At 64.2% G+C, this 19,654-nt stretch carries 18 protein-coding genes and 2 pseudogenes; 12 read left to right on the forward strand and 8 right to left on the reverse strand.

Going from position 1 to position 19,654, the window contains the following annotated elements; genetic code table 11:
* Nucleotides 1-424 precede the first annotated feature (424 nt).
* The 5 genes and pseudogenes from BLS85_RS12965 to BLS85_RS12985 all read left to right on the forward strand — a co-directional run.
* Nucleotides 425-673 (forward strand): YgaP family membrane protein, encoded by a 249-nt coding sequence (locus BLS85_RS12965; protein WP_092786983.1) that lies wholly within the window; start codon nt 425-427, stop codon nt 671-673.
* Nucleotides 674-906: 233 nt separating this feature from the next.
* Entirely contained in the window at nt 907-1,173 is a 267-nt protein-coding gene (locus tag BLS85_RS12970) for a hypothetical protein (RefSeq protein WP_092786985.1), read from the forward strand.
* A 5-nt stretch (nt 1,174-1,178) separates the two neighbouring features.
* Entirely contained in the window at nt 1,179-1,508 is a 330-nt protein-coding gene (locus BLS85_RS12975; RefSeq protein ID WP_092786987.1) for a hypothetical protein, read from the forward strand.
* 42 nt (nt 1,509-1,550) lie between these two features.
* Nucleotides 1,551-1,937 (forward strand): annotated as a pseudogene (gene tnpB / locus BLS85_RS19805) (IS66 family insertion sequence element accessory protein TnpB); the annotation flags it as partial.
* Nucleotides 1,916-2,092: pseudogene (locus BLS85_RS12985) on the forward strand (transposase domain-containing protein); the annotation flags it as partial. The pseudogenes tnpB and BLS85_RS12985, both read left to right, overlap by 22 nt.
* A 129-nt stretch (nt 2,093-2,221) precedes the next feature.
* On the opposite strand, the gene BLS85_RS12990 reads toward BLS85_RS12985, so the two are convergent.
* From BLS85_RS12990 to BLS85_RS13010, 5 genes are all read right to left on the reverse strand, one after another.
* Nucleotides 2,222-3,574 carry a glucosamine inositolphosphorylceramide transferase family protein gene (locus BLS85_RS12990; protein ID WP_143027191.1) on the reverse strand — a complete coding sequence of 451 codons (1,353 nt, stop codon included), beginning with the start codon at nt 3,572-3,574 and terminating at the stop codon, nt 2,222-2,224.
* A 910-nt stretch (nt 3,575-4,484) separates the two neighbouring features.
* Nucleotides 4,485-6,206 carry a B12-binding domain-containing radical SAM protein gene (locus BLS85_RS12995; RefSeq protein ID WP_092786993.1) on the reverse strand — a complete coding sequence of 574 codons (1,722 nt, stop codon included), beginning with the start codon at nt 6,204-6,206 and terminating at the stop codon, nt 4,485-4,487.
* 175 nt (nt 6,207-6,381) lie between these two features.
* The gene (locus BLS85_RS13000) at nt 6,382-9,099 is read right to left on the reverse strand and encodes a bifunctional acetate--CoA ligase family protein/GNAT family N-acetyltransferase (protein ID WP_092786994.1); all 2,718 of its coding nucleotides are present in this window, start codon (nt 9,097-9,099) and stop codon (nt 6,382-6,384) included.
* A 128-nt stretch (nt 9,100-9,227) separates the two neighbouring features.
* Nucleotides 9,228-10,271, reverse strand: coding sequence for an SLAC1 anion channel family protein (locus BLS85_RS13005; protein ID WP_092786996.1), 1,044 nt, complete (start codon nt 10,269-10,271; stop codon nt 9,228-9,230).
* A 63-nt stretch (nt 10,272-10,334) separates the two neighbouring features.
* Nucleotides 10,335-10,928 (reverse strand): NUDIX domain-containing protein, encoded by a 594-nt coding sequence (locus BLS85_RS13010; RefSeq protein ID WP_092786998.1) that lies wholly within the window; start codon nt 10,926-10,928, stop codon nt 10,335-10,337.
* A 182-nt stretch (nt 10,929-11,110) separates the two neighbouring features.
* Here BLS85_RS13010 and BLS85_RS13015 point away from each other — a divergent pair, with 182 nt between their 5' ends.
* Genes BLS85_RS13015 through BLS85_RS13025 form a run of 3 tightly spaced genes read left to right on the forward strand, consistent with a single transcriptional unit; the run spans nt 11,111 to nt 13,607 of the window.
* On the forward strand, nt 11,111-11,683 hold the full coding sequence (locus BLS85_RS13015; RefSeq protein WP_092787230.1) for a phosphatidylglycerophosphatase A family protein: 573 nt from the start codon (nt 11,111-11,113) through the stop codon (nt 11,681-11,683).
* The gene (locus BLS85_RS13020) at nt 11,680-12,267 is read left to right on the forward strand and encodes a CinA family protein (protein WP_092787000.1); all 588 of its coding nucleotides are present in this window, start codon (nt 11,680-11,682) and stop codon (nt 12,265-12,267) included. Before BLS85_RS13015 ends, BLS85_RS13020 begins: the two co-directional genes overlap by 4 nt.
* Nucleotides 12,268-12,272: 5 nt before the next feature.
* Nucleotides 12,273-13,607: a TRAM domain-containing protein gene (locus BLS85_RS13025; protein ID WP_092787002.1), complete on the forward strand. Its 1,335-nt coding sequence runs from the start codon at nt 12,273-12,275 to the stop codon at nt 13,605-13,607.
* Between the two features lie 27 nt (nt 13,608-13,634).
* Here BLS85_RS13025 and BLS85_RS13030 read toward each other — a convergent pair whose 3' ends face one another.
* The 3 genes from BLS85_RS13030 to BLS85_RS13040 all read right to left on the reverse strand — a co-directional run bounded on the left by BLS85_RS13030 (nt 13,635) and on the right by BLS85_RS13040 (nt 16,808).
* Nucleotides 13,635-13,946, reverse strand: coding sequence for an STAS domain-containing protein (locus BLS85_RS13030; protein WP_176793717.1), 312 nt, complete (start codon nt 13,944-13,946; stop codon nt 13,635-13,637).
* Between the two features lie 84 nt (nt 13,947-14,030).
* Nucleotides 14,031-16,379, reverse strand: coding sequence for a methyl-accepting chemotaxis protein (locus BLS85_RS13035; RefSeq protein WP_092787006.1), 2,349 nt, complete (start codon nt 16,377-16,379; stop codon nt 14,031-14,033).
* A gap of 243 nt (nt 16,380-16,622) precedes the next feature.
* The gene (locus BLS85_RS13040) at nt 16,623-16,808 is read right to left on the reverse strand and encodes a hypothetical protein (protein WP_092787008.1); all 186 of its coding nucleotides are present in this window, start codon (nt 16,806-16,808) and stop codon (nt 16,623-16,625) included.
* A 521-nt stretch (nt 16,809-17,329) separates the two neighbouring features.
* On the opposite strand from BLS85_RS13040, the gene BLS85_RS13045 reads away from it, so the two are divergent.
* From BLS85_RS13045 to BLS85_RS13060, 4 genes are read left to right on the forward strand one after another with little or no spacing between them, the layout of a single operon-like run.
* Nucleotides 17,330-18,064, forward strand: a complete 735-nt coding sequence (locus BLS85_RS13045; RefSeq protein ID WP_092787232.1) for a DUF1538 domain-containing protein — start codon at nt 17,330-17,332, stop codon at nt 18,062-18,064.
* 19 nt (nt 18,065-18,083) lie between these two features.
* Nucleotides 18,084-18,875: a DUF1538 domain-containing protein gene (locus BLS85_RS13050; RefSeq protein ID WP_092787010.1), complete on the forward strand. Its 792-nt coding sequence runs from the start codon at nt 18,084-18,086 to the stop codon at nt 18,873-18,875.
* Nucleotides 18,872-19,222, forward strand: a complete 351-nt coding sequence (locus BLS85_RS13055; protein ID WP_092787012.1) for a P-II family nitrogen regulator — start codon at nt 18,872-18,874, stop codon at nt 19,220-19,222. The genes BLS85_RS13050 and BLS85_RS13055 overlap by 4 nt, the downstream gene beginning before the upstream one ends.
* Nucleotides 19,219-19,653, forward strand: coding sequence for a CBS domain-containing protein (locus BLS85_RS13060; protein WP_092787014.1), 435 nt, complete (start codon nt 19,219-19,221; stop codon nt 19,651-19,653). The genes BLS85_RS13055 and BLS85_RS13060 overlap by 4 nt, the downstream gene beginning before the upstream one ends.
* Nucleotide 19,654: the final 1 nt, after the last annotated feature.

Below are 19,654 nucleotides of genomic sequence, written 5' to 3' on the forward strand. Positions count from 1 at the left end.
CACACCACGCTGTTCGGCCGGAGATTAAGGGTCCGCCGGCTTGGCCGCCGATGGGACGACCATCGCCACAGTAGTGCGAGTGCGTGTCATTTGCATCCGAAAATCCTGCCGTTCCAAATCTTTCGGGTTAATGGGCGACATGCCCCGGGGAAAGAATGGTCGGATCGCGAGCGATCCTCGCGAGAAAACCCGCGTGTCGGGCGCCGGCTAGGTGGCGGGCCTGGGGACACCGAGAACGTCCGATCCGTCCTGTCTCATCCCCTCCCCCGAAGACCGTTGGGTCCACAAAAGTGCGAATGCGACTCGATTGCATTTATTCATGGACGCGGACCCACCCCTCGGTCTACCATCCTCAGAGTCAGGCGATCCGCTTTCGGATGGTCGCCTACGCACCGTTTCACGTCCTCGGAGGGAAAGCCAGACCATGTCCAAGAACCTCAGCACTCTCGACCGCCTGCTGCGATTTGGCGTTGGCATGACGCTGATCTTCGCCGCCATATGGTGGGAACCCCTGTCCCTCTGGGGCTGGATCGGAGTGATTCCGGTCGTCACCGCCCTGGTCGGCTGGTGCCCGTTCTACCTGCCATGGGGTTTCAGAACCCGCAAGACCGAGCAGGCGTCGGCGCCCGGGGCCAAGCGTGCGCCCTCCCCCAGGCAATCGCCCGCCGGGTAATCCCGCCGCCCGCTCACAGGAACACGCCAGCGCAAGCCACGGGACAGGATGAGCGGAGCGGGCAACCGCGCCTTTTGCTGTTCGGCAGCTCGCGCGGCGCCGACCTGAAGGTCTCCCGGCTTTCGCACAAGCGAAGCCGGGAGACGGGGCGTTGGCGCTGGCGCGGCCGGGCGAACCCCTGAAGGGGGTCACGGCCCTCGGCTCCATGCTCCCACCGGACCGGAGGCAGGATCATGAGACAGGACCCCGAACGCATTCGTACGCTGACGGCATCGACGTCCCCGTGCATCGCGGCCATCGCGGAAAGCGAGGGCATGGTGCCCCTGCTTGCCGCAGCGTGGACCGACATGACGCTCCGCCAGCCGCATGGGCGTCAGACCATTCGCGAGGTCCTGGACCGGGCGGCGCGCACAGCCAATCGCCGTGGCGATCGCATGGCCGCGTCGCGGTACCATGACGCCTTGCGCGAGTTCGACCGGTCCTTTGAGGCAAGGTCGTGAAATCCATGACCATGCGGATCGTTGACAGCGCCATGATCGACGGCTCATCCGCGCGAAGCGCACGCGCCCTGGCGCGACCCACCGCGTGGACCACCGAAGACCCACGGGCGCGCGCCGCCGCAGCCCACGCCCGTGTCGCCTTGAAAACGGCGCGCAGCGCGGGGCGTGCCATGAAACGACATGATACCGAGACGTTTGGTGGAACCGCCGAGCCCGCCGTGACAAACGTGCTCAACGACCCGCTCATTCACTCCATGATGCACCGCGACGGCGTGCCCTTGGAGTCACTGCAAGCCTTGATTCGCGACGCCCGGGCGCGCTTGCGCGCGCTGTAGCCTCGACCGCCTCACCACCACCGAGCCCCTCGGGGCGACAGGGGGAAACTTCTGTATTGGGATGGGCAGGTCTTCTGCCTGTACTACAAGGTGCTGGCGCATGGCCGCTTCCCCTGGCCGTCCGGAGGCGACGGGACCGTGCGACTGACGCCGGCACAGCTGGCGATGCCGTGGGAGGGGATCGAGGTGGCGCGGGCGGTGGCCGAGCCGGCCCCGGCCGAGGAGGAAGAGACCGACCCGTCCCCGAGAGCGAGACAGCATCGGACCCGGGCCAGCCGTCCCAGAAGACCGCGCCGCGCCGTCGCAAGAAGCCCAAGGTGGTTGCCGGACACCCCCCGCGCGAACGCATCGTCCTGGGCCCGGGCGAGCAGTGTCCGGCCTGCGGCAGGCCGCTGCGCCTGGTGGGCGAGGTTCTGGCCGACGCCATGACCCTCATCGAGACCGCCAAGATGAGCGGCCTGAATCCGGAGGCCTACCTGACCGACATCCTGGCCCGGATCAACGATCACACGATCAACCGCCTGGACGACCTGCTCAAATGGAACTGGCGCGCAGCCAACGCCTGCCAGACCGCCGCCGCGTAATCTTCAAGCCCCTATCTCGGCGGCCCAGAGCGGCCGGTTACCACCCGCCAACCCCCGATGAATAATCCAGGCCCGCTCGCCCCGACGCTGCGGATCATCCCAAGTGAGTTCCGGCCACCACCAGCACGATCAGAATAGGGCCGCGCGAACATCAAAGACGACAACACCCGCAGCGGCGTCGCAATGGTGGCAGCCTATGATGCCGGGTTCGAAGTCCGGCGTGATCCGGCGCACCCGGGTTTCTTCGTAGCATGTCAAATCAAGCGCCGTGATTTCCATCACATTGAGCCCGTATCCGTAAGTGCCATGGGAATTCTCCTGTGACGTTCGGTACAGACGTCCGTTCTCGTGAAACACGCGCCCGCCGTTTCGGGCAGTGCAGGACCCGACCACCACCGGATTCAGGGGGTGGGGCTCCAATCGACGCAGAAGCGGGCTGTCGGCGCGATAAACATGCAATTCCCCACTATAATCATCGAAAATATCGCCAAATATGTTGGTGAACACCCACCAAGCGTTCTCATGGACCGCCAGCACCGTATCCGCGGCGCGGGTCCCTTCCAATGCCGTCGCCACCAGTTCCCATTCCAAAGGAAACGCGCGCGCGCGCCACACCTCGATGCGGGCGGCTTGGATTGTTTCCGGTATCATCCAGATGTCGCCGTTCCACCTGAAGACAAACGGAAAAGAAAGGTGATAGGGGCGCCGCAACGCATCGCCGATGACGTCGAAGCGGTCACCGTCCGTTCGGGCCACGGCAATATGGCCAAGGCCGGTCCTGTAATCGTAATCCTCATAGAACACGTACAGGCCGTCTTCGGTCTCGAACAGGAACGGATCAGCCCAAAAGGCATGGCTTGGCGGCATCACAGACTGAGCCGCCGCAGGGTCGAAGGTGTGGGGAGTGCCCCGGCCGATCTTCAGATAAAACCCCCCGTACCGGCGGCCGAGGCGGGCGCCGGCGGCCCGTTTGAACCGCTGCACGACCTCCCCGCCCCACCGCGTCAGGTAGCGGGGCACGTGGGATCGCGCCGATGGCGATGGTCTCGGTTCGGCCAACCCGAGATCCTGAACGGCGCCGTCCTGGTGCAGGCGCGCCAGCTCCCGCATCACCAACGGCACCGCCTTCTCGCGCAAGAACGCGTGATGACGGCTAGCCGGGAACTTCGTGTCATGGTCAACACGGGCAACGACGCGAGGAGGCTCTTCCGCACTCTGTTGGACCGTCAGGACGACGGGGGTGACAGGGGCTTCCTCAAACGCCTCGCGATAGCCGGCCCCGCTCGCGAAGGCATCAAGCCGCCAGACCCCGAATCGGGTTCGGGCACACAGCGTCAGGACTCTTGGATCGTGGACGAAATCGACCACAACATCGAATGTCCGTTGGCCGGCCACCGCTTCTGCCAGAGGCATGACCGGGGCGGAGGTGGGCTGCGGCGGGCGCTCTCCACTGGTCGACCCACGCTGAAAGCGGGCTGTCACGCCGGCCTCCGCCCACATCAGCGCCCTTACGGCGATTGAAGTGGTTGCTGCTGGACGGGGAGCGTCCACAAAAACGAGCGCCTCAATGGAGAAGCGCACATCCGTCACAATATGGTCGATGAACCGCCGCTCGGCGCGCGTGGGCGCGGCCGGATCCGCAACCACAATGGCAGTCCGCACAACGCCCGGCCGTGGCGCGGGTGTCGCACCGCCACCGTTCGACCGAGACCGTCCCGTCCTGGGGGGACCGGCTCTGGCAGGGGACGCAGCGGCCAGCGCCGGGTCCAATCCGTTCATTGTCACGCCACGGCCCTATTTTCGGCGACGTCCTCGCCCAAGACACTCAACCAATGGCTTCCCGATCTCCGCCCCCAAACGCGCGCCCATCGCTGATCGGCTGCGACAGGCCCATTAGGCGCCTCGCTGGTTCAGCGAAGCACCGGCCCGCCTCCAATGGATCACCGTGCCGGAAGGAAAACGGTTGCAGGTCTAGGACACCCCATCCTCGGTCAACGCGGAAACTCAATACAGGTGACGAGATTAGACCCCTAGGACCGCAGCTTCAACCGCCTTCTCAGGGAGGACCGGTGCTGCCAGCGGGAATGACAATCAGGAGACGGAATCGCCAATCCATGACCCGCTGTCTCCCAGGGACCCGGCTTTCTGTCGGCGCGAGCCCATGCCGTCGCCACCGGCGCGTTATGCCATGACGACACAGCACCCTATCGCGGCAACGCTGCACGCGAGGTAGCGACCCGGATCTTTCGGACCTTGGTTCTTATGCCGAGACACGCCCCGGCAACGCCCAACTCGGCCGAAAAAGCGACTGATCGGACCGTATCGGACGGCCGAAACGGCCCCTTTCGGGCCGAAACGACACATCACGCCGGCCTCTCGTCGATCCATTCGATCACGTCGGGCTCGACGCCAACGCCACCCCGGACTCCTCCGGCCGGATCGAAGGCACGGGGGATGGCTGATCGTCGGTCGCCCGCGCCAGATCCCACGAGATCAGGTCACCATACTCGTCGAACATTTTTCGCGATCGATCATCCGTCTCGATCAGGTGATGGATTCGGTCCATGGCTTCCACGGCGGCGTCCGAGTCACCCATATGTTTGTGACACAGCGCCTTGCAATACAATGCAATGATATGAAATGTATGGCGAACCAGAACATCTTCAAACTCCACCAGCGCTTTCTTATAATGCCCAGATCTCATCTTTACATTATTGATGAAGTTCACATCCAGGTTGGCCCTGTACGCCAATTTCTCCAGATCATCCGCCGATATCTCCGGCGTGTCGAATGAACGGTCGCGATACGTTCCCGTCCACGACCGGTCATCGTTCGACAGGACCCCCATATCGCTGAATTCTTGGAACATCTCGCTCCCAATCAAGGGCATTGCCACCATGAATTCGCACCAGTCGGCGCCCAAATCACGGGCAAACGCCACGGTTTCCTTCATGTTCTCTATAGTCTCTCCGGGAAATCCAAGAATGAAATAGCACCGGACATAAATATCATGGTTAACAGCATAGGCTACCAAGTCTCTGGCACGGTCCAAACTGCATCGTTTCTTGATGATATGTTTTTGGACATAGTCGCTTCCCGATTCGATTGCGAGAGTAAGAACGCTCATACCGGCGCGGCGAAGCGCTTCAATGACATCTTTATCGAGAGTATTAACAGAAAGAGCATTTGGAAATTGCATTTCCATGTTCTCAATGTTCAAACCATCAATTGCATCAAGAAGGCCAACAATTCTTTCTTTCTTGATGGTGAACATGTCATCTTCAGGAACGAAAAGATTGACGCCCCAGCGTTTGTTCAGGATTCTTATTTCTTCCAGAACATTTTCTTGAGATCGATACCGCATTTCCCGCCCGTGAACGGTATGGCTGCTGCAAAACGTACAATGGAACGGGCACCCGCGCGACGTCATGATCGAGGCCATCCGGGCTTCGCGCGCCGCCCCGAAATTCCGCTTCCGCGAGTAGGGGGAATTCACATAGGCATCCATGTCCAGAAGGTCCCAATCCGGGAACGGCAAACGATCCAGGTCTTCGACCATCAAACAGCGATCCAGCACCCCGGTCCGATGATCGGTGATCGCTGTCTTGTCGAAGAACCCGCGCACGTCCGCTGGGACGCCCTCGGCCATCTGTCTGATGAACTGCGCGAATCCGAGTTCCGCCTCCCCTCGGGCCACCCAATCGACATCGGGGCGCGCGAGCAGGCCATACACGTCATTGGTTGCGTGCATGCCCCCGACGACAACGGTTGTGTCGGGCCACATCTCGCGAAGGATAGGCATCATGCGGCCAAAAAACTCAACAGAAAATGAGAACATAAAAGAAACAGCAAGAATATCAGGAGATCGCTCTACAGAATCGTTCGCTACATTAAAAATGAAGTTTTCGATTGATCCGTGCTTACCTCTATTGAGCGTTTCTATATTGTAATCAATTAGATCAACAAACTTAACCCCTGCCGATTCTTTGATCGCAGAAGACAGGTACATTATTCCTAACGGCATCGAAACCGCCGGATATACATTGCTTCCCCCCAGTATACCGTCCACTGATATCGTCGGAAGATTGACAAACGTCACATTGGGGGTGGTCATGGTCAGATCTCCTGGCAGGAGAACCTGGCAATAACGATTTTGCCTCTTTATGATCGGTGTCTCTGAGTTAAAATTCTGCGAACGAACGGCGCGAAAATGCGCCCATACGCCGCCGGCGGAGTGCCGCGATGCGGCGGCTCCGCCTTACGGTCATTGCAGGGTTCGTATCGCCCGCTTACGCCGGATCATGCGCCGAGCGTTCCGGCACCTCCTGGAGTTCCAGCACCAGCTCGTACACATCCTCCTCGACCATGCGTTCGCGGCGGAAACCCAGGTTCTCGCAGAAATGCAGCATGCGGGTGTTGTCCTTCAGCACCTGCCCGATCATCTGCCGGGTGCCGCGCGCGCGGCAGTAGCGGATCATCTTTTCCAGCAGTGCCACGCCGAGCCCGGAGCCCTTCAGGTCGGAGCGCACGACGATGGAGAACTCGGTGCGTTCGTTGTCGGCGTCGGTCACCGTGCGCACCACACCCAGTGTTTCCTCTGCCTTGTCCTTGTCCAAGTCAGCGCGGGCAATGAAAGCCATTTCGCGCTCGTAGTCGATCTGCGTCAGGCGGGCCATCTGATCGTGCGGCAGTTCCTTGACCAGCCCGAAGAAGCGGAACCGAATGTCCTCCGACGTCAGACTGGAGACGAACTCGTAGTGCTTAGGCTCGTCCTCCGGGCGGATCGGGCGCAACAGCACCTTCTCGCCGTTCGTCATGGTGAACCATTCCTCCTGTTCCTTGGGATAGGGACGAATGGCGAGACGGTGCGGTCCGCGTGTCTGCTTGGGGTCCAGCTTGATGCGGGCATCGACGGCAAGCACGCCCCGGCTGTCGGCGAACAGCGGGTTGATGTCCAGTTCCGTGATCTCCGGAATGTCGCACACAAGCTGCGAGACCTTGATGAGGGTCAGGCAGATGGCGTCCAGATCAGCCGGCGGGCGGTCGCGGTAGCCCTGAAGGCGCTTGTAGATACGCGTGTTCTCGATCAGGTTGCGGGCGAGGTTCATGTTCAACGGAGGCAGGGTCACCGCCCGGTCGGCGATCACCTCGACGGCGGTACCGCCCTCGCCGAACAGAACCACCAGGCCGAACACCGCGTCGGTGGTCACGCCGATGATGAGCTCGTGAGCGCCCGGGCGGCGCATCATCCTCTGCACCGTGAAGCCGTCGATCTGGGCATCGGGGAAGGTCTCGCCCACCCGGTTCAGCATGCTCTGGGCCGCCTGCCGCGTTTCCTCGGGCGAGTTGAGGTTCAGCATCACGCCGCCGACATCAGACTTATGCGTGATGTCGGGCGAGAGGATCTTGACCGCCACCGTGCAGCCCATGCGGTCGGCGATCTCCAGCGCCTCGTCGGGCGTGCGCGCGATATGGGTCTCGACGGTCGGAATGCCGTAGGCCGCGAACACCGCCTTGGCATCCGGCTCGCTCATCACGAAGTGCCCCTTGGCCATCGACCCTTCGATGACCAACCGGGCCGTGGTCGTGGCCGGGGTGAATTCCACGGGAAGCGAGGCCGGCGTCTCCATCAGCATTTTCTGGTTGCGGGCGAAGGTCACCGTGTGCATGAACGCCCGCACCGCCTGATCCGGCGTTTCGTAGGAGGGCAGACGCGCCTGTGCGAACATGCGGCGGGCATTCGCGACGGCACCCTCGCCGACGAAGCAGGTGGTGATGTGCGCCCGCTTGTTCTTCTCGGCCAGTTCAATGACCTTTTCGGCGATCTCGTCCGGACTGCTGATGGCGGTCGGCGCGTGCATCACGAGCATCGAGTCCACCTCGGGCGCCGTGAACAGGACCTCCATGGAGTCCGTATAACGCTTGCCCGGCGCGTCACCGATGATGTCGATGGGGTTGGAGCGCGACCACGTCGGCGGCAACACGGCATCAAGCTTGCCGACGGTCTCGTCGGACAGGACCGCCATCGTGCCGCCCATGTCGATCAGATCGTCGACGGCCATGACCCCGATGCCGCCGCCGTTGGTCATGATGGCCAGCCGTTCGCCTTTCAGGCGGCGTTGGTGGGCGACCGTTTCCACCGCCTCGAACAGTTCCTCAAGGTTGTACACCCGCAGAATGCCGGCACGGCGGAAGGCGGCGTCGTAGATATGATCGGCCCCGGCCAGCGCGCCGGTGTGCGAGGCGGCGGCCTTCGCGCCCTCGGCGACGCGGCCCGACTTGATGGCCAGGACGGGCTTGTTTCGGGCGGCGGCGCGGGCTGCGGACATGAACTTGCGGGCGTCGCGCACGGCCTCGATGTACAGCAGAATGGCGCGGACGTCGGGGTGCGTGCCCAGATAGTCGATGGTATCGCCGAAATCGACATCCAGATTGTCGCCCAGCGAGATGAAGTGCGAAAAGCCGATGCCGCGCGGCGTGGCCCAATCCAGCACCGCCGTGCACAGGGCGCCGGACTGGCTGACGAACGCCACCTTACCGGGCTTGGCCGGTTCGTGCAGGAAGCTGGCGTTCAGGTTCACGCCCGGGACCAGAAGACCGACGCAGTTCGGCCCCAACAGGCGCATGCCGAAATGACCGGCGATTTCCAGCATCCGCTCCTGGGCGGTGCGGCCCTCGTCGTCCTTGATCTGACCCAGGCCGGCGGTGATGACAATGGCCGCCAGCACGCCCTTGTCGCCCAGGGCCTGGACCACATCGGGCACCGCCTTCGGCGGAACGCAGACGACCGCCATGTCCGGCGTCACCGGCAACGCGGCCACATCCTTGTAGGCGAGAACACCGGCGATCGCCGATTCCTTGGGATTGACCGGCATGATCGGACCCTGGAACCCGCCCATCAGCAGGTTACGCATGACCAGCGCCCCGACCGTTTGCGGGCGGTTCGAGGCCCCGATCACGGCAACCGAGCGCGGCGCGAACAGGCGTTCCAGATTCCGTGTGCTCATCTTTTATCCCTCGACGGTATGGGCTGAATGACCCGAGCGTTCAGATCGAGGGTACGCCTTTTTTGCTGCACTGCAAGATCAACCATCCGGACCCGGTCCGGTTTCTGTCCGACCCGGGTCCACCCCGATCAATCCGGCACGAACAGCTTGCCCTGGAACAAGGCCAGCATGGTGCGCAGAAACACGGTGACGACCACGATGGTGGTAATGGCCAGCAGCCCCCAGCCGACATACAAGGTCCAATTCGTCCCGGTCAGGGCATGAAACTCCAGCGTGGCCACGGTGACCGCCGCTATCGGGAAGGTGTAGGCCCACCAGGACACGAAAAACGGCACTTTCATGTACTGCGCGACCAGGGAGAAATTCAGCAGGGTGATGAACAGGGCCAAGTGGATCATCATGCGGGCAAAGCCGTCCAGGGCCTCGGCATGGGCGGCGCCGTCCGGCAGAAGTCCGGCGTTCAACTGAATGTAGGACAGGAACCCGATGGCCGGGGGCGCGATCAGGATGAACAGGGTGGGGACGAATTTCGCCGGCATCTGATCGTGAAACACGATGCGATAGAACACGATGGTGAACAGCAGGAGCCAGAACACCATGCCGATCGAAAAGAAGAACCAGGACACCTCGTCATAGCCCAGGCGCGTCCCGCTCAACGGCACCAGAACGTTCCCGACGATCGGAATGAACCAGGCCGGGTTGGAATGATTGATCTGATGATTGTGAACGATCCATCGGCCGATCAGGCGTAGCGTCAGCAGCAAATGCAAACCGGTCCCGACGGCCCACAGCAACAGAGTGACAGTGTGCGAGTAAGGACCGGTCCCCAGCGACAGCAACAACAGACTGATTGAGACCGCTGGAAAGAAGCTAGACCGGATCGGGTGATTGAACTCCGCTTTCACCTCAGCCGGATGCAACATCCATTTGAAGACATACAGGATGGCGATGGCGACGAAGGCCACGCCAGCGAACCCCAGCACGGCCTCACCGATGATCGACGGCATCTCCAGCACATGGTGTGCCTTGCGCCAGGCAATGCCGAGTCCCGCCGTGCCCATGACCAGGGCAAACAGCGGAATCGGCACGTGCATCAACCAGTTCGATTCGACCTTCTCGGCGTGGGTCGGCGTCTGCGTGCCCGCTGCGGCGGGCGCGGCTGTCTCGTTCATGGGAAACAATCCTCCATCAATGTTCGACGTTGCCGTCTGCGCTCATGGTTATATTCGCCACCCCTAATATGCAAGCCGTGACTGGACCGACTCCGGAATCTGCCCAGCCAGTGCCATCAGGCGCGCCCGGAACAGGGTCGCAACGCTTTGCGCGTCGGTGATGGCGCCGGTCTCGGCCATGTGCACGGCCTCGCGGAACGGAACCCGACGGATCTCCAGCCTTTCCGTCTCCTCCGGATCGCTGGGACCCTCGGTCAAGTCCCAGGCTAAAAACGACACCGCCGCCTCGTCGGTGATGCAGTTCGACAGGTGCAGCCGCAGGATCTCGACCCATTGCCCCGCTATGAGACCCGTTTCCTCGCGCAACTCGCGACGCGCCGAGTCCAGGGCCTTGGTCCCCAACGGACATCCCCCCTCTGGCAGTTCCCAACTCCATGCCCCGAGCGGATAGCGGAACTGGCCCACCAGGGTTACCGACCCGTCTGAGTCCACAGGCAACACACAGACAGAGCGGTTTTGAAAATGAACCACCCCGTATCGTCCAAGGGTTCCGGCCGGTGTGATCACCTGATGCTCGGTGACCCGAATCCACGGGTTGTCGTAAACCTTCCGCGTCGAGAGCGTTCTCCAGGGACTGTTGTCTGGATCGGATGGCATCGCCTTGGCTCCTTTTGACGCGACGAACCGCTGCCATCCGACGAAACACGCCCACGATACGTCGGGATGCTACAGGGTCGCCCCCGTCATTGATTTGATGGAGCGCAATGGCCGGCAAGACACTCGCGATCATCGCCGGGACCCCATATGATGCGGACGCGCGCGCGTCCGGGATTCCCGGCATGGCCGCGCCCCGTTTCGTCGAGGGTCTCTTTGAAAAGGCTGTGTCGTTGTCCAACCGCCCGACTGTGACGCCCCCTCCCGCACCGCCCGGGCCGGCCGTGCGCTGGCTCGCCACTTGGTTCGGCAGCGGCCTGAGCCCCATTGCCCCGGGGACCGCCGGCTCCCTTGCCGCCCTGCCCTTCGCCTGGGGATTGAACGGCTGGGGTGGCCCGTGGCTGTTGCTGGCCGGCGCGCTGGCGGTTTTCGCCCTTGGAATCGGCGTCAGTGACGCCTACGGTCGCGCCGTCGGGCGCCGGGATCCCGCCGAGGTCGTGATCGACGAGGTTGCCGGCCAATGGCTGACCCTGGGGCTTGTCCTGCTTGTCTTCCCTTGGGATGCTGTCTCCCTGACGCTCGGGTTCCTCGCCTTCCGCGTGGCCGACATCGTCAAGCCATGGCCGGCGCGCCAGATCGACCGCACGACCCACGGCGGCGTCGGAATCATGGCCGACGACATGGTTGCGGGCGTTTACGCCGCCGCCGCCGTTCTGCTTGGTCTGACCGCTCTTGAGATCTGGATCGTCGCGCCATGAGTGCTCTCGACAAGACCCTGATCGACCACGCCCGGGATGTCCTGGAGGCATGCCGCCGGGACGGCCTGACCCTGGCCGTCGCCGAGTCTTGCACCGGCGGGCTGCTGGCGGCCAGTCTGACGGCGGTGCCGGGCTCCAGCGACGTCTTCGATCGCGGGTTCGTGACATACTCCAACGAAGCCAAGAGCGAGGTTCTCGGCGTGGAACCCGAACTGCTCGCCTCGGTTGGCGCGGTCAGCGAAGATGTCGCCGTGGCCATGGCCCTGGGTGCGCTGGCCGCCAGTGGTCGGAGTATCAGCGCGTCGATCACCGGGATCGCCGGACCAACCGGCGGATCGGAGACCAAACCCGTCGGTCTGGTTTTTATGGCGGCTGCGCGTATGGACGGACTGGTCCGGCCCAAGCGCTATGTGTTCGCCGGCAGCCGGGACGACATTCGCCTCGCCAGCACGCACGCAGCCCTCGATCTGCTGCTGGAACTGGTCACGTTGCGCGACGACATGCTGGAAGACGAGGACGATCCGCCGTCCGGGTCCTCGGACGATCCGAACGCCAACGCCGGCGACCACGGCAACGGTTCCTGATCACGATGTCCAAAGGCCGCCGGCCCACCGGGCGTCCATCCGGCGCCCGCCGCACCGCCCGCTCGAACTGGCCCGGCCCCGACACCGTCGAGGTCACGGTCACCGCTCTCGGGGCGCGGGGAGACGGCCTCGCCCAACACGAGAGCAGCGCCCTGTTCGTGGTCGGTGCCCTGCCGGGCGAACGCGTCCGCGCGCGCGTCGGGGCGCGCAAGGGGCATGGGTGGCAGGCCCATGTCACGGACGTGCTCCAGGCCTCGGCGGAGCGGATCGAGCCGGCCTGTCCGCATTTCGGGCCGTGTGGCGGCTGCACCATTCAGCACCTGAGCCCGTCCGCCCAGGCCGCGTGGAAGCGCCAACAGGTGGTCGAGGCCCTGATCCGGCGCGGATTCCCGGCGCCGGAAGTGGACGCGACCGTCAGTGTTCCCCCGGGCCAGCGGCGGCGTTGCACGGTGGCCTGGCGGCGCACGCCCCGGGGCGCACTCGTCGGGTTCCATGCCCAGGACACTCACCGCCTGGAGGACGTACGCGCCTGCGCGATGCTGACGCCCGCGCTGTTCGCCCTGATGGAACCGCTGCGCGCCCTGGTGCGGGACATCGCCCGTCCGGGTGAGCACGGTCAGGCGGTTCTGACCATGACGGACACCGGGGCGGAGGTCGCGCTGATCCTGGCCCGGCCCCCAGACCTGGCGGCGCGGGAACGCCTTGCTGCCTTTGCCGAGGCCACCGATCTGGCGCGGCTGAGGTGGATGCCGGACCCGGACAGCGCCCCGGAACCGCTCGCCGAGCGGCGTCCGCCGGTGGTGACATTGGGTGAGGCCGCCGTTGTCCTGCCGCCCCTCGCGTTCCTGCAACCCTCCCGGGCGGGTGGCGACGCCATCACCGCTTCGGTTCTGGCCCGTCTGCCGGAGGGAAGCGGTTCCGTGCTCGACCTGTTTGCGGGTGTCGGCACCCTGAGCTTCCCGCTTGCCGGAACGGGGCGGCCCGTCCACGCCGTCGATGCGGCGCCGGAGGCCCTCTCGGCCCTGGCGGCCGCGATTCCGCCGCACCGACAAATGACCACGGCATGTCGCGACCTCGAGCGGGACCCGCTTCAGGGCGCCGATCTGACGGGTCATGAGGTGGCGGTGTTCGATCCGCCGCGCGCCGGCGCACGGGCCCAGGCTGCCGCCCTGGCCCAGCATGGTCCCGACCGCATCATCGCTGTCTCGTGCAACCCGTCGAGCTTCGCCCGCGACGCCCGCGCGCTGGCGGACGGCGGTTATACCCTCGGACGCGCCACACCCATCGACCAGTTTCCGTGGTCGGCGCACGTCGAACTGGTGGCGGGATTTTCGCGATAACGTCGGCTGGAAGCCCGGCGACCGGCCTCAGCCCCCCTGACGAATGGTAAACAGGGTTTCGAACCGCGCCAGATCCAGGATCTCCCGTACCGTGCCCTGGGGTCGCGACAGGACAATCATGGTGCCCGTCTTCCTGGCCTGCTCCCGCAGTGTCAGCAGAAAACCGAGCCCGGCGGAATCCATGTACGACAGGTCATGGAAATCCACTTCGACCTCGCCCGGCTGATTGGCGAGAACTTCCCGCACCACCCGCTCGAATACTCCGCGATCTTCGTGGACCAACCGATCCCGCAGGCTCAGCACAACCTTGCCGCTTTGCGCGTTGACTTCGTATCGCACGCCCATGCCTCCCGTTGACGTTCCGCCGGCCCTTCCAAGCTCCAGCGGCCGAGCCAGCGCCCGGCCGCCAAGTCTTGATCGGCGTCACCCCCTAGCGCCCGCCCGTTTGCGGATGAAGGTGTCCAACCCGGCCAACTGTGCCTCGTTCAGTTCAAAACGGACATGGGTCCCGGTTCCCGTCTTTGCAACGACACTTCCCGTCATGGACCCAAGTTCCGGAACATCCATGGTGAAGGCATGACCCCGTTCGACGTCAAGAGCCCGATCCACGGTGCCGACCCCACTGCGGGCCAAATCCTGCAACAAGCACGACTGGCTCGCGCCACCGCCCAGGTTCAGCGTCACCGCCACGTTGACGGTATGCAGGGCGCTGTCCCGCCGATCATCGTCCGACCCGCCGCGCATCAGCTTTTCCAGGGCATCCTGCATCTGCCTGACGCGCGCACGCACATCTTCGGCGGACTGCTTGACGGATCGGGCGTGTTCGCCGGTCACGGAACTGCTCTCCAGGACCTGCCCGATGTTGTCGGAGGACTCCTGCGTGCTGTGCGAGGCCTGCTGAGCGTTCTGACTGATTTCCTGGGTCGCGCCCGTTTGTTGCTCAACGGCGGCCGAGACCGTCTGGGTGATGTCGTTGATTTCGCCGATCACCCTGGCGATGTCCTCAATGGCCGTCACGGCCTCCCGCGTGGCCGCCTGCATGCCGCCGATCTGGTTGGCGATATCCTCGGTCGCGGTGGCGGTCTGGTTGGCCAGCGTCTTGACCTCGTTGGCCACCACCGCGAAGCCTCTGCCGGCATCCCCGGCCCGCGCCGCCTCGATGCTGGCGTTCAGCGCAAGCAGGTTGGTCTGTTTGGCGATGTCGCTGATCATGTTGACCACCTCGCCGATCTGGTCGGCCGCCTCGGCCAGTCCCTGGATCCGCTGATTGGTGGTTTCGGCCTGCCTCACCGCCCGATGGGCCGTCTCCGTCGAGGCCGTCATCTGACGCGAGATTTCGCCGATCGACGCGGCCATCTGCTCGGCGGCCGCCGCGACCGCGTCCACGCCGTGGGCCGCGTCCCGCGAGGCCGACGCGGCGGCATCCGAGCGCGATTCCGTGTGTTCCACGGACTCGGCCATCTTCAGCGCCGCCTGGTGCATGGCGTCGGCCTGTTGCTGCACAAGAATAATGGCGCTGCGCACCTCCTCGTCCAGCGCATTGGTAAGCGCGAACATCTCGGCCCTGACCTTGCGGGCGTTGCGTCGATGCAGCGCCTCCTGCTCGGCAGCCATTTCCTTCAGTTTATAGCCGTTGTCCTTGAACACCTGGACGGCGTCGGCCATGTCGCCGATCTCGTCCCGGCGGGACCGGCCCGGAATTTCGACGGACAGGTCATCGTGCGCCAAGCGTTCCATGGCGGCCGTCATCGCCGTCAGCGGCCGGCTGAGCAGACGGCGCAGCATCAGCACGATCAGACCCATCACGCCCAGGGTGGCCAACGGATTCACGACCGCCTGCACGGTTGTCGAACTTGACTGCGTTTCGTTCAGCCCCGTCACCCGCTGGCCCAGCCGTGCGGCGATGGCCCTTGAGGCCTCTTCGACCTCTCTACGGCGGGTTTCGGTCTGCTCCTTGAGGGCCGCCATCTCACGCTGCTGCTCGGCCTCCATCGCGGTCATCCGCTCGACCGAACGTTCCTCGACGGCGATCAGCGACTCCCGCGAGACCGCCAGTTCAAGGACACCCCGGATCGGGTCTTCGACGCCATGGCACCCCTGACATTCCGGATCGTTGGTCAGCGTGACATAGGAATAGAGGACCGGCCGGAGCACTCCCCCTGAATCCTCGACCTCGCCAGGCTGCTCCGCCGAACCATCCGCGCTGGCCAGCGCCTCCCTCAGGCCGGACTCGCGGTCCGCCGGAATGGAGACCGGGTTCTCCCGGCTGCGGCGCTCGAAATAGGTTGTGCCCAGGAGTCGATTGACATCCTTGATTGTGTCGTTGTCCGAAAAGGCCTGGACCCCCGTTGTCCGCCACAGCCCGATGTCCAGCACATCCGGGATCTGCGACAGATTGAACATGATGTCCTCGGCCGTGGTGGCTTCGCCGCTCATCATGGCGGCGCGGATCATCTCCGTCGCGGCGGATGACAGGCCCTCGTGCTTGCCGGCGATGAACCGCCGCTCGCCCAGGGTCTCCCCGTGAGTCTCGGTTTCGGTCACGGCGTGCTCGGCTGCCTGACGGGCAATCTGCGTCTCCACCAGCGCGTCATGAGTCTCGCCGATGACGGCGTTCTTCTCGGCCAGGATGCCGCTCACATCGTCCGCGAAGTCCTGCGTTTCGGACCGAACGATGGTCGAAAAGTAGTAAACGAGGGCGATATTGACGATCGCGATGATGGCAACAAGAGCGACGACAACGGCGGTGATCTTCGCGGTCAACGACTTCATTAGACCTATCTTTCTTCAACGCAGACCGACCCGGGCACCCCCATCAGACATCGATAAAGGGTGACATGCAGGCACTACAGAACCGCACCTCGGCGATTCCTGAACAACGGACCGCGAAGTATAGTCGAATGTAGCCTGGGGGTCATTACGGATCGATCCGCGTCGGAGACATACCTGGGTCTTCAGATCTCGCCAACTGCTCGGGCCGCGCGGGACAGCGGCGCCGGCCGCCCCTCAATCGGCTCAGCCGGCCGGCTCATCTTCCTCGACCCGTCCGCCGGTGATGATGACCGTCACCGTCATGATCATGGCGGTCAGCGCCAGCACCAAATAGATCACCCACCACTGCTGGAAGATGAACACCGCGAGATACCCGAGAAGGGCCGCCAGGGCGACGGCCAGAATGAGGATCAGTTTGACGGTGACCATGACGCTCGCTCCCTCTTCGGGGCCAATCTTGAACAATCCCAAATAGCCGATCCCGCCCGGACTGTCCAGCACGGCGACGCTGTGACAGCAATTCTCAGGATGGCGTGAGAACACCTGTTGCGACCAGCGCAGGCCTGTTCTCCTCCCCCCTTCGGGGGGACGTTGGGAGGGGGGCGAGGTGATGTCCGCACGGACCCCGCTTGCCGCATCAACCCCACGGGCTTTTTTTTTCAACCCCACCCCACTCCTCCCCTCCTCTACCCAGAGGAGGGCGTTCGGGTCGCGCCTGGAGCTCCCGACAGGACCCTTCGGAGGCCGTGCGACCAAAATGAGAACTGCCGGCGCTGTGAGGCGCTGAACACCCGGCCTTGAGCGGCCGCATTGACAGCCCCCCGGGCTGCCCGCAAGCTCTGACCCAACATGACGGACTGGGACTTTGAGGCTCAGATTGTCGCTCTCTAGGATTGCGCGCCATCCTGCCCGAGCGCGAACCGCACGAACTGACGGACGCTGTCACCGGCATGGCACATCCCCTGCGTTCCTTTCTCGGGCTGGTCCTGAGCGCCCTGCGTGACCTCGCACCGATCATTCTGGTGATCGGGTTTTTCCAGATCGTCGTCCTCCAGCAACCGTTTCCCAACCTGGGACCGATCCTGGTCGGCCTGCTTCTGGTCCTGCTGGGACTGGCGCTGTTCATCCAGGGACTGGAGATGGGCCTGTTCCCGCTCGGCGAGTCCATGGCCCACGCGTTCGCGCGGAAGGGCAGCCTGGTCTGGCTGCTGGCGTTCGCCTTCGCGCTGGGGTTCGGCACCACGGTGGCGGAACCGGCCCTGATCGCGGTGGCCGCCGAGGCGGCCGAGGCCGTGGCTCAGGCTGGCCTGATCGAGCCGGACGCGGACAGTCAGGCCACGTACGCGTTGGGCCTGCGCTATACGGTGGCGCTGGCCGTCGGGCTGGCCATCCTGGTGGGTGTGTTTCGCATCATCAAGGGCTGGCCGGTGCCGGTTCTCATCATCGGCGGCTACCTGATCGTGGTGGCCCTGACCTTCATCGCGCCGCCGGAGATCGTCGGCGTGGCCTATGATTCCGGCGGCGTGACCACCTCCACCATCACCGTGCCGCTGGTGACGGCCCTGGGGGTGGGGCTGGCCTCCATGCTGGGCGGGCGCAATCCGCTGATCGACGGCTTCGGCCTGATCGCCTTCGCCAGCCTGACCCCGATGATGTTCGTCATGCTCTACGGCCTGCTGTATTGAACCGGGAAGGGACCGCGCCGTGTCCACCCTGATCCAGTTGATCGATACCCTGTGGACCACGATCCTGGACGTGGCGCCGATCCTGCTGATCCTGGTGCTGTTCCAGGTTCTGGTGCTGCGTCAGAAGGTCCCGCACCTGCGCCGCATGATCCTGGGGTTCCTCTATGTGGTGCTGGGCCTGGACCTGTTCCTGGTCGGCCTTGAGATGGCCCTGTTTCCCCTGGGCGAGATCATGGCCGCGCAGTTGACCGACCCGGCGTTCATGGGGGTCGCACGGGACGCGGCCGGTGGCCTGGGGTGGCGGGACTATCTGTGGGTCTATGCCTTCGCCGCCGCCATCGGGTTCTCGACCACCATCGCCGAGCCGGCGCTGATCGCCGTCAGCCTGAAGGTCACGGAGGTTTCGGGCGGGGCCGTCAAGTCCTGGGGCCTGCGCGTGGCGGTGGCCATCGGCGTCGCCTTCGGGGTCTCCCTGGGCGCGCTGCGCATCATCACCGGCTGGTCCTTGCCGATCCTCATCGTCATCGGCTATGTGGTCGTCATCGTTCAGACCGTGATCGCGCCGCGCCAGATCATTCCCCTTGCCTACGATTCCGGGGGCGTGACAACCTCCACCGTTACCGTTCCGCTGGTCACGGCCCTTGGGCTGGGCCTGGCTTCCAACATCCCGGGGCGAAGCCCCCTAATCGACGGCTTCGGGCTGATCGCGCTGGCCAGTCTGTTTCCCATGATCACCGTCATGGGCTACGCGCAGATCGGCGAGTTGCTGACCCGGCGCGCCGCCCGCCGCACCGCGAGCGAGGATTCATGAAGTTCAAGCTGATCATCGCCAGCACACCGGACGACATGACCGACGCCATTGCCGATGCCGCCCGCGAGGAGGGGGCCACCGGCTGCACGATCCTGACCAACGCGCGCGGACAGGGGCTCAAGAAGGCCAAGACCTTTCTGGGCCTGGACCTCGCGGGCGCCCGCGACGTGGTGCTGATCCTGGTTGAGCAGCACCTAGGGCGGCGCATCCTGGAAGCCATCGGCCGCGCCGGCCATTTCGACGCCAGTCCCGGCGCCGGCATCGCCATCATGATCGACGTCGAGGACGCCATCGGCCTGAACAGCCAACTTCATACCATCCAGACCGAGATCGAGGACGAGATATGACCCAGCGTCCCTATGTGCCGATCCGTCAGGTGATGTCCGAAACCCCCTACCTGATCGAGGGCATGGCCACCGTCGCCCAGGCCGTGCGCATGATGAAGGACAAGGGGGTCAGTTCCCTGGTCATCCGCAAGCGTCACGAGGGCGACGAGTTCGGCATGGTCGTGATCCAGGACATCGCCGACAAGGTGGTGGCGCAGGACCGCTCACCCGACCGGGTCAACGTCTACGAGATCATGAGCAAGCCGCTGATCTCGATCCAGGCGGACATGGACGTGCGGTACGCGATCCGGCTGTTGGGCCGCTTCCGCCTGTCCCGCGCGATCGTCATCGAGAATGGGGACCTGGTCGGAATCGCCACCCTGCGCGACCTTGTTCTCGCCCACCTGATCGGAGACGGCCCCGTGCCGCCCGCGCCGACGGAGACCACCTGAC

The organism is Rhodospira trueperi (assembly GCF_900101965.1).
GTDB classification, from domain to species: domain Bacteria; phylum Pseudomonadota; class Alphaproteobacteria; order Rhodospirillales; family Rhodospirillaceae; genus Rhodospira; species Rhodospira trueperi.

Excerpts from the sequence above, each read along its gene's own strand:
- BLS85_RS12965 (WP_092786983.1), top strand. The coding sequence starts at position 425 with ATGTCCAAGAACCTCAGCACTCTCGACCGCCTGCTGCGATTTGGCGTT.
- BLS85_RS12970 (WP_092786985.1), top strand. The coding sequence starts at position 907 with ATGAGACAGGACCCCGAACGCATTCGTACGCTGACGGCATCGACGTCC.
- BLS85_RS12975 (WP_092786987.1), top strand. The coding sequence starts at position 1,179 with ATGACCATGCGGATCGTTGACAGCGCCATGATCGACGGCTCATCCGCG.
- BLS85_RS12995 (WP_092786993.1), bottom strand. The coding sequence starts at position 6,206 with ATGACCACCCCCAATGTGACGTTTGTCAATCTTCCGACGATATCAGTG.
- BLS85_RS13000 (WP_092786994.1), bottom strand. The coding sequence starts at position 9,099 with ATGAGCACACGGAATCTGGAACGCCTGTTCGCGCCGCGCTCGGTTGCC.
- BLS85_RS13005 (WP_092786996.1), bottom strand. The coding sequence starts at position 10,271 with ATGAACGAGACAGCCGCGCCCGCCGCAGCGGGCACGCAGACGCCGACC.
- BLS85_RS13010 (WP_092786998.1), bottom strand. The coding sequence starts at position 10,928 with ATGCCATCCGATCCAGACAACAGTCCCTGGAGAACGCTCTCGACGCGG.
- BLS85_RS13015 (WP_092787230.1), top strand. The coding sequence starts at position 11,111 with ATGGCCGCGCCCCGTTTCGTCGAGGGTCTCTTTGAAAAGGCTGTGTCG.
- BLS85_RS13020 (WP_092787000.1), top strand. The coding sequence starts at position 11,680 with ATGAGTGCTCTCGACAAGACCCTGATCGACCACGCCCGGGATGTCCTG.
- BLS85_RS13025 (WP_092787002.1), top strand. The coding sequence starts at position 12,273 with ATGTCCAAAGGCCGCCGGCCCACCGGGCGTCCATCCGGCGCCCGCCGC.
- BLS85_RS13035 (WP_092787006.1), bottom strand. The coding sequence starts at position 16,379 with ATGAAGTCGTTGACCGCGAAGATCACCGCCGTTGTCGTCGCTCTTGTT.
- BLS85_RS13040 (WP_092787008.1), bottom strand. The coding sequence starts at position 16,808 with ATGGTCACCGTCAAACTGATCCTCATTCTGGCCGTCGCCCTGGCGGCC.
- BLS85_RS13045 (WP_092787232.1), top strand. The coding sequence starts at position 17,330 with ATGGCACATCCCCTGCGTTCCTTTCTCGGGCTGGTCCTGAGCGCCCTG.
- BLS85_RS13055 (WP_092787012.1), top strand. The coding sequence starts at position 18,872 with ATGAAGTTCAAGCTGATCATCGCCAGCACACCGGACGACATGACCGAC.
- BLS85_RS13060 (WP_092787014.1), top strand. The coding sequence starts at position 19,219 with ATGACCCAGCGTCCCTATGTGCCGATCCGTCAGGTGATGTCCGAAACC.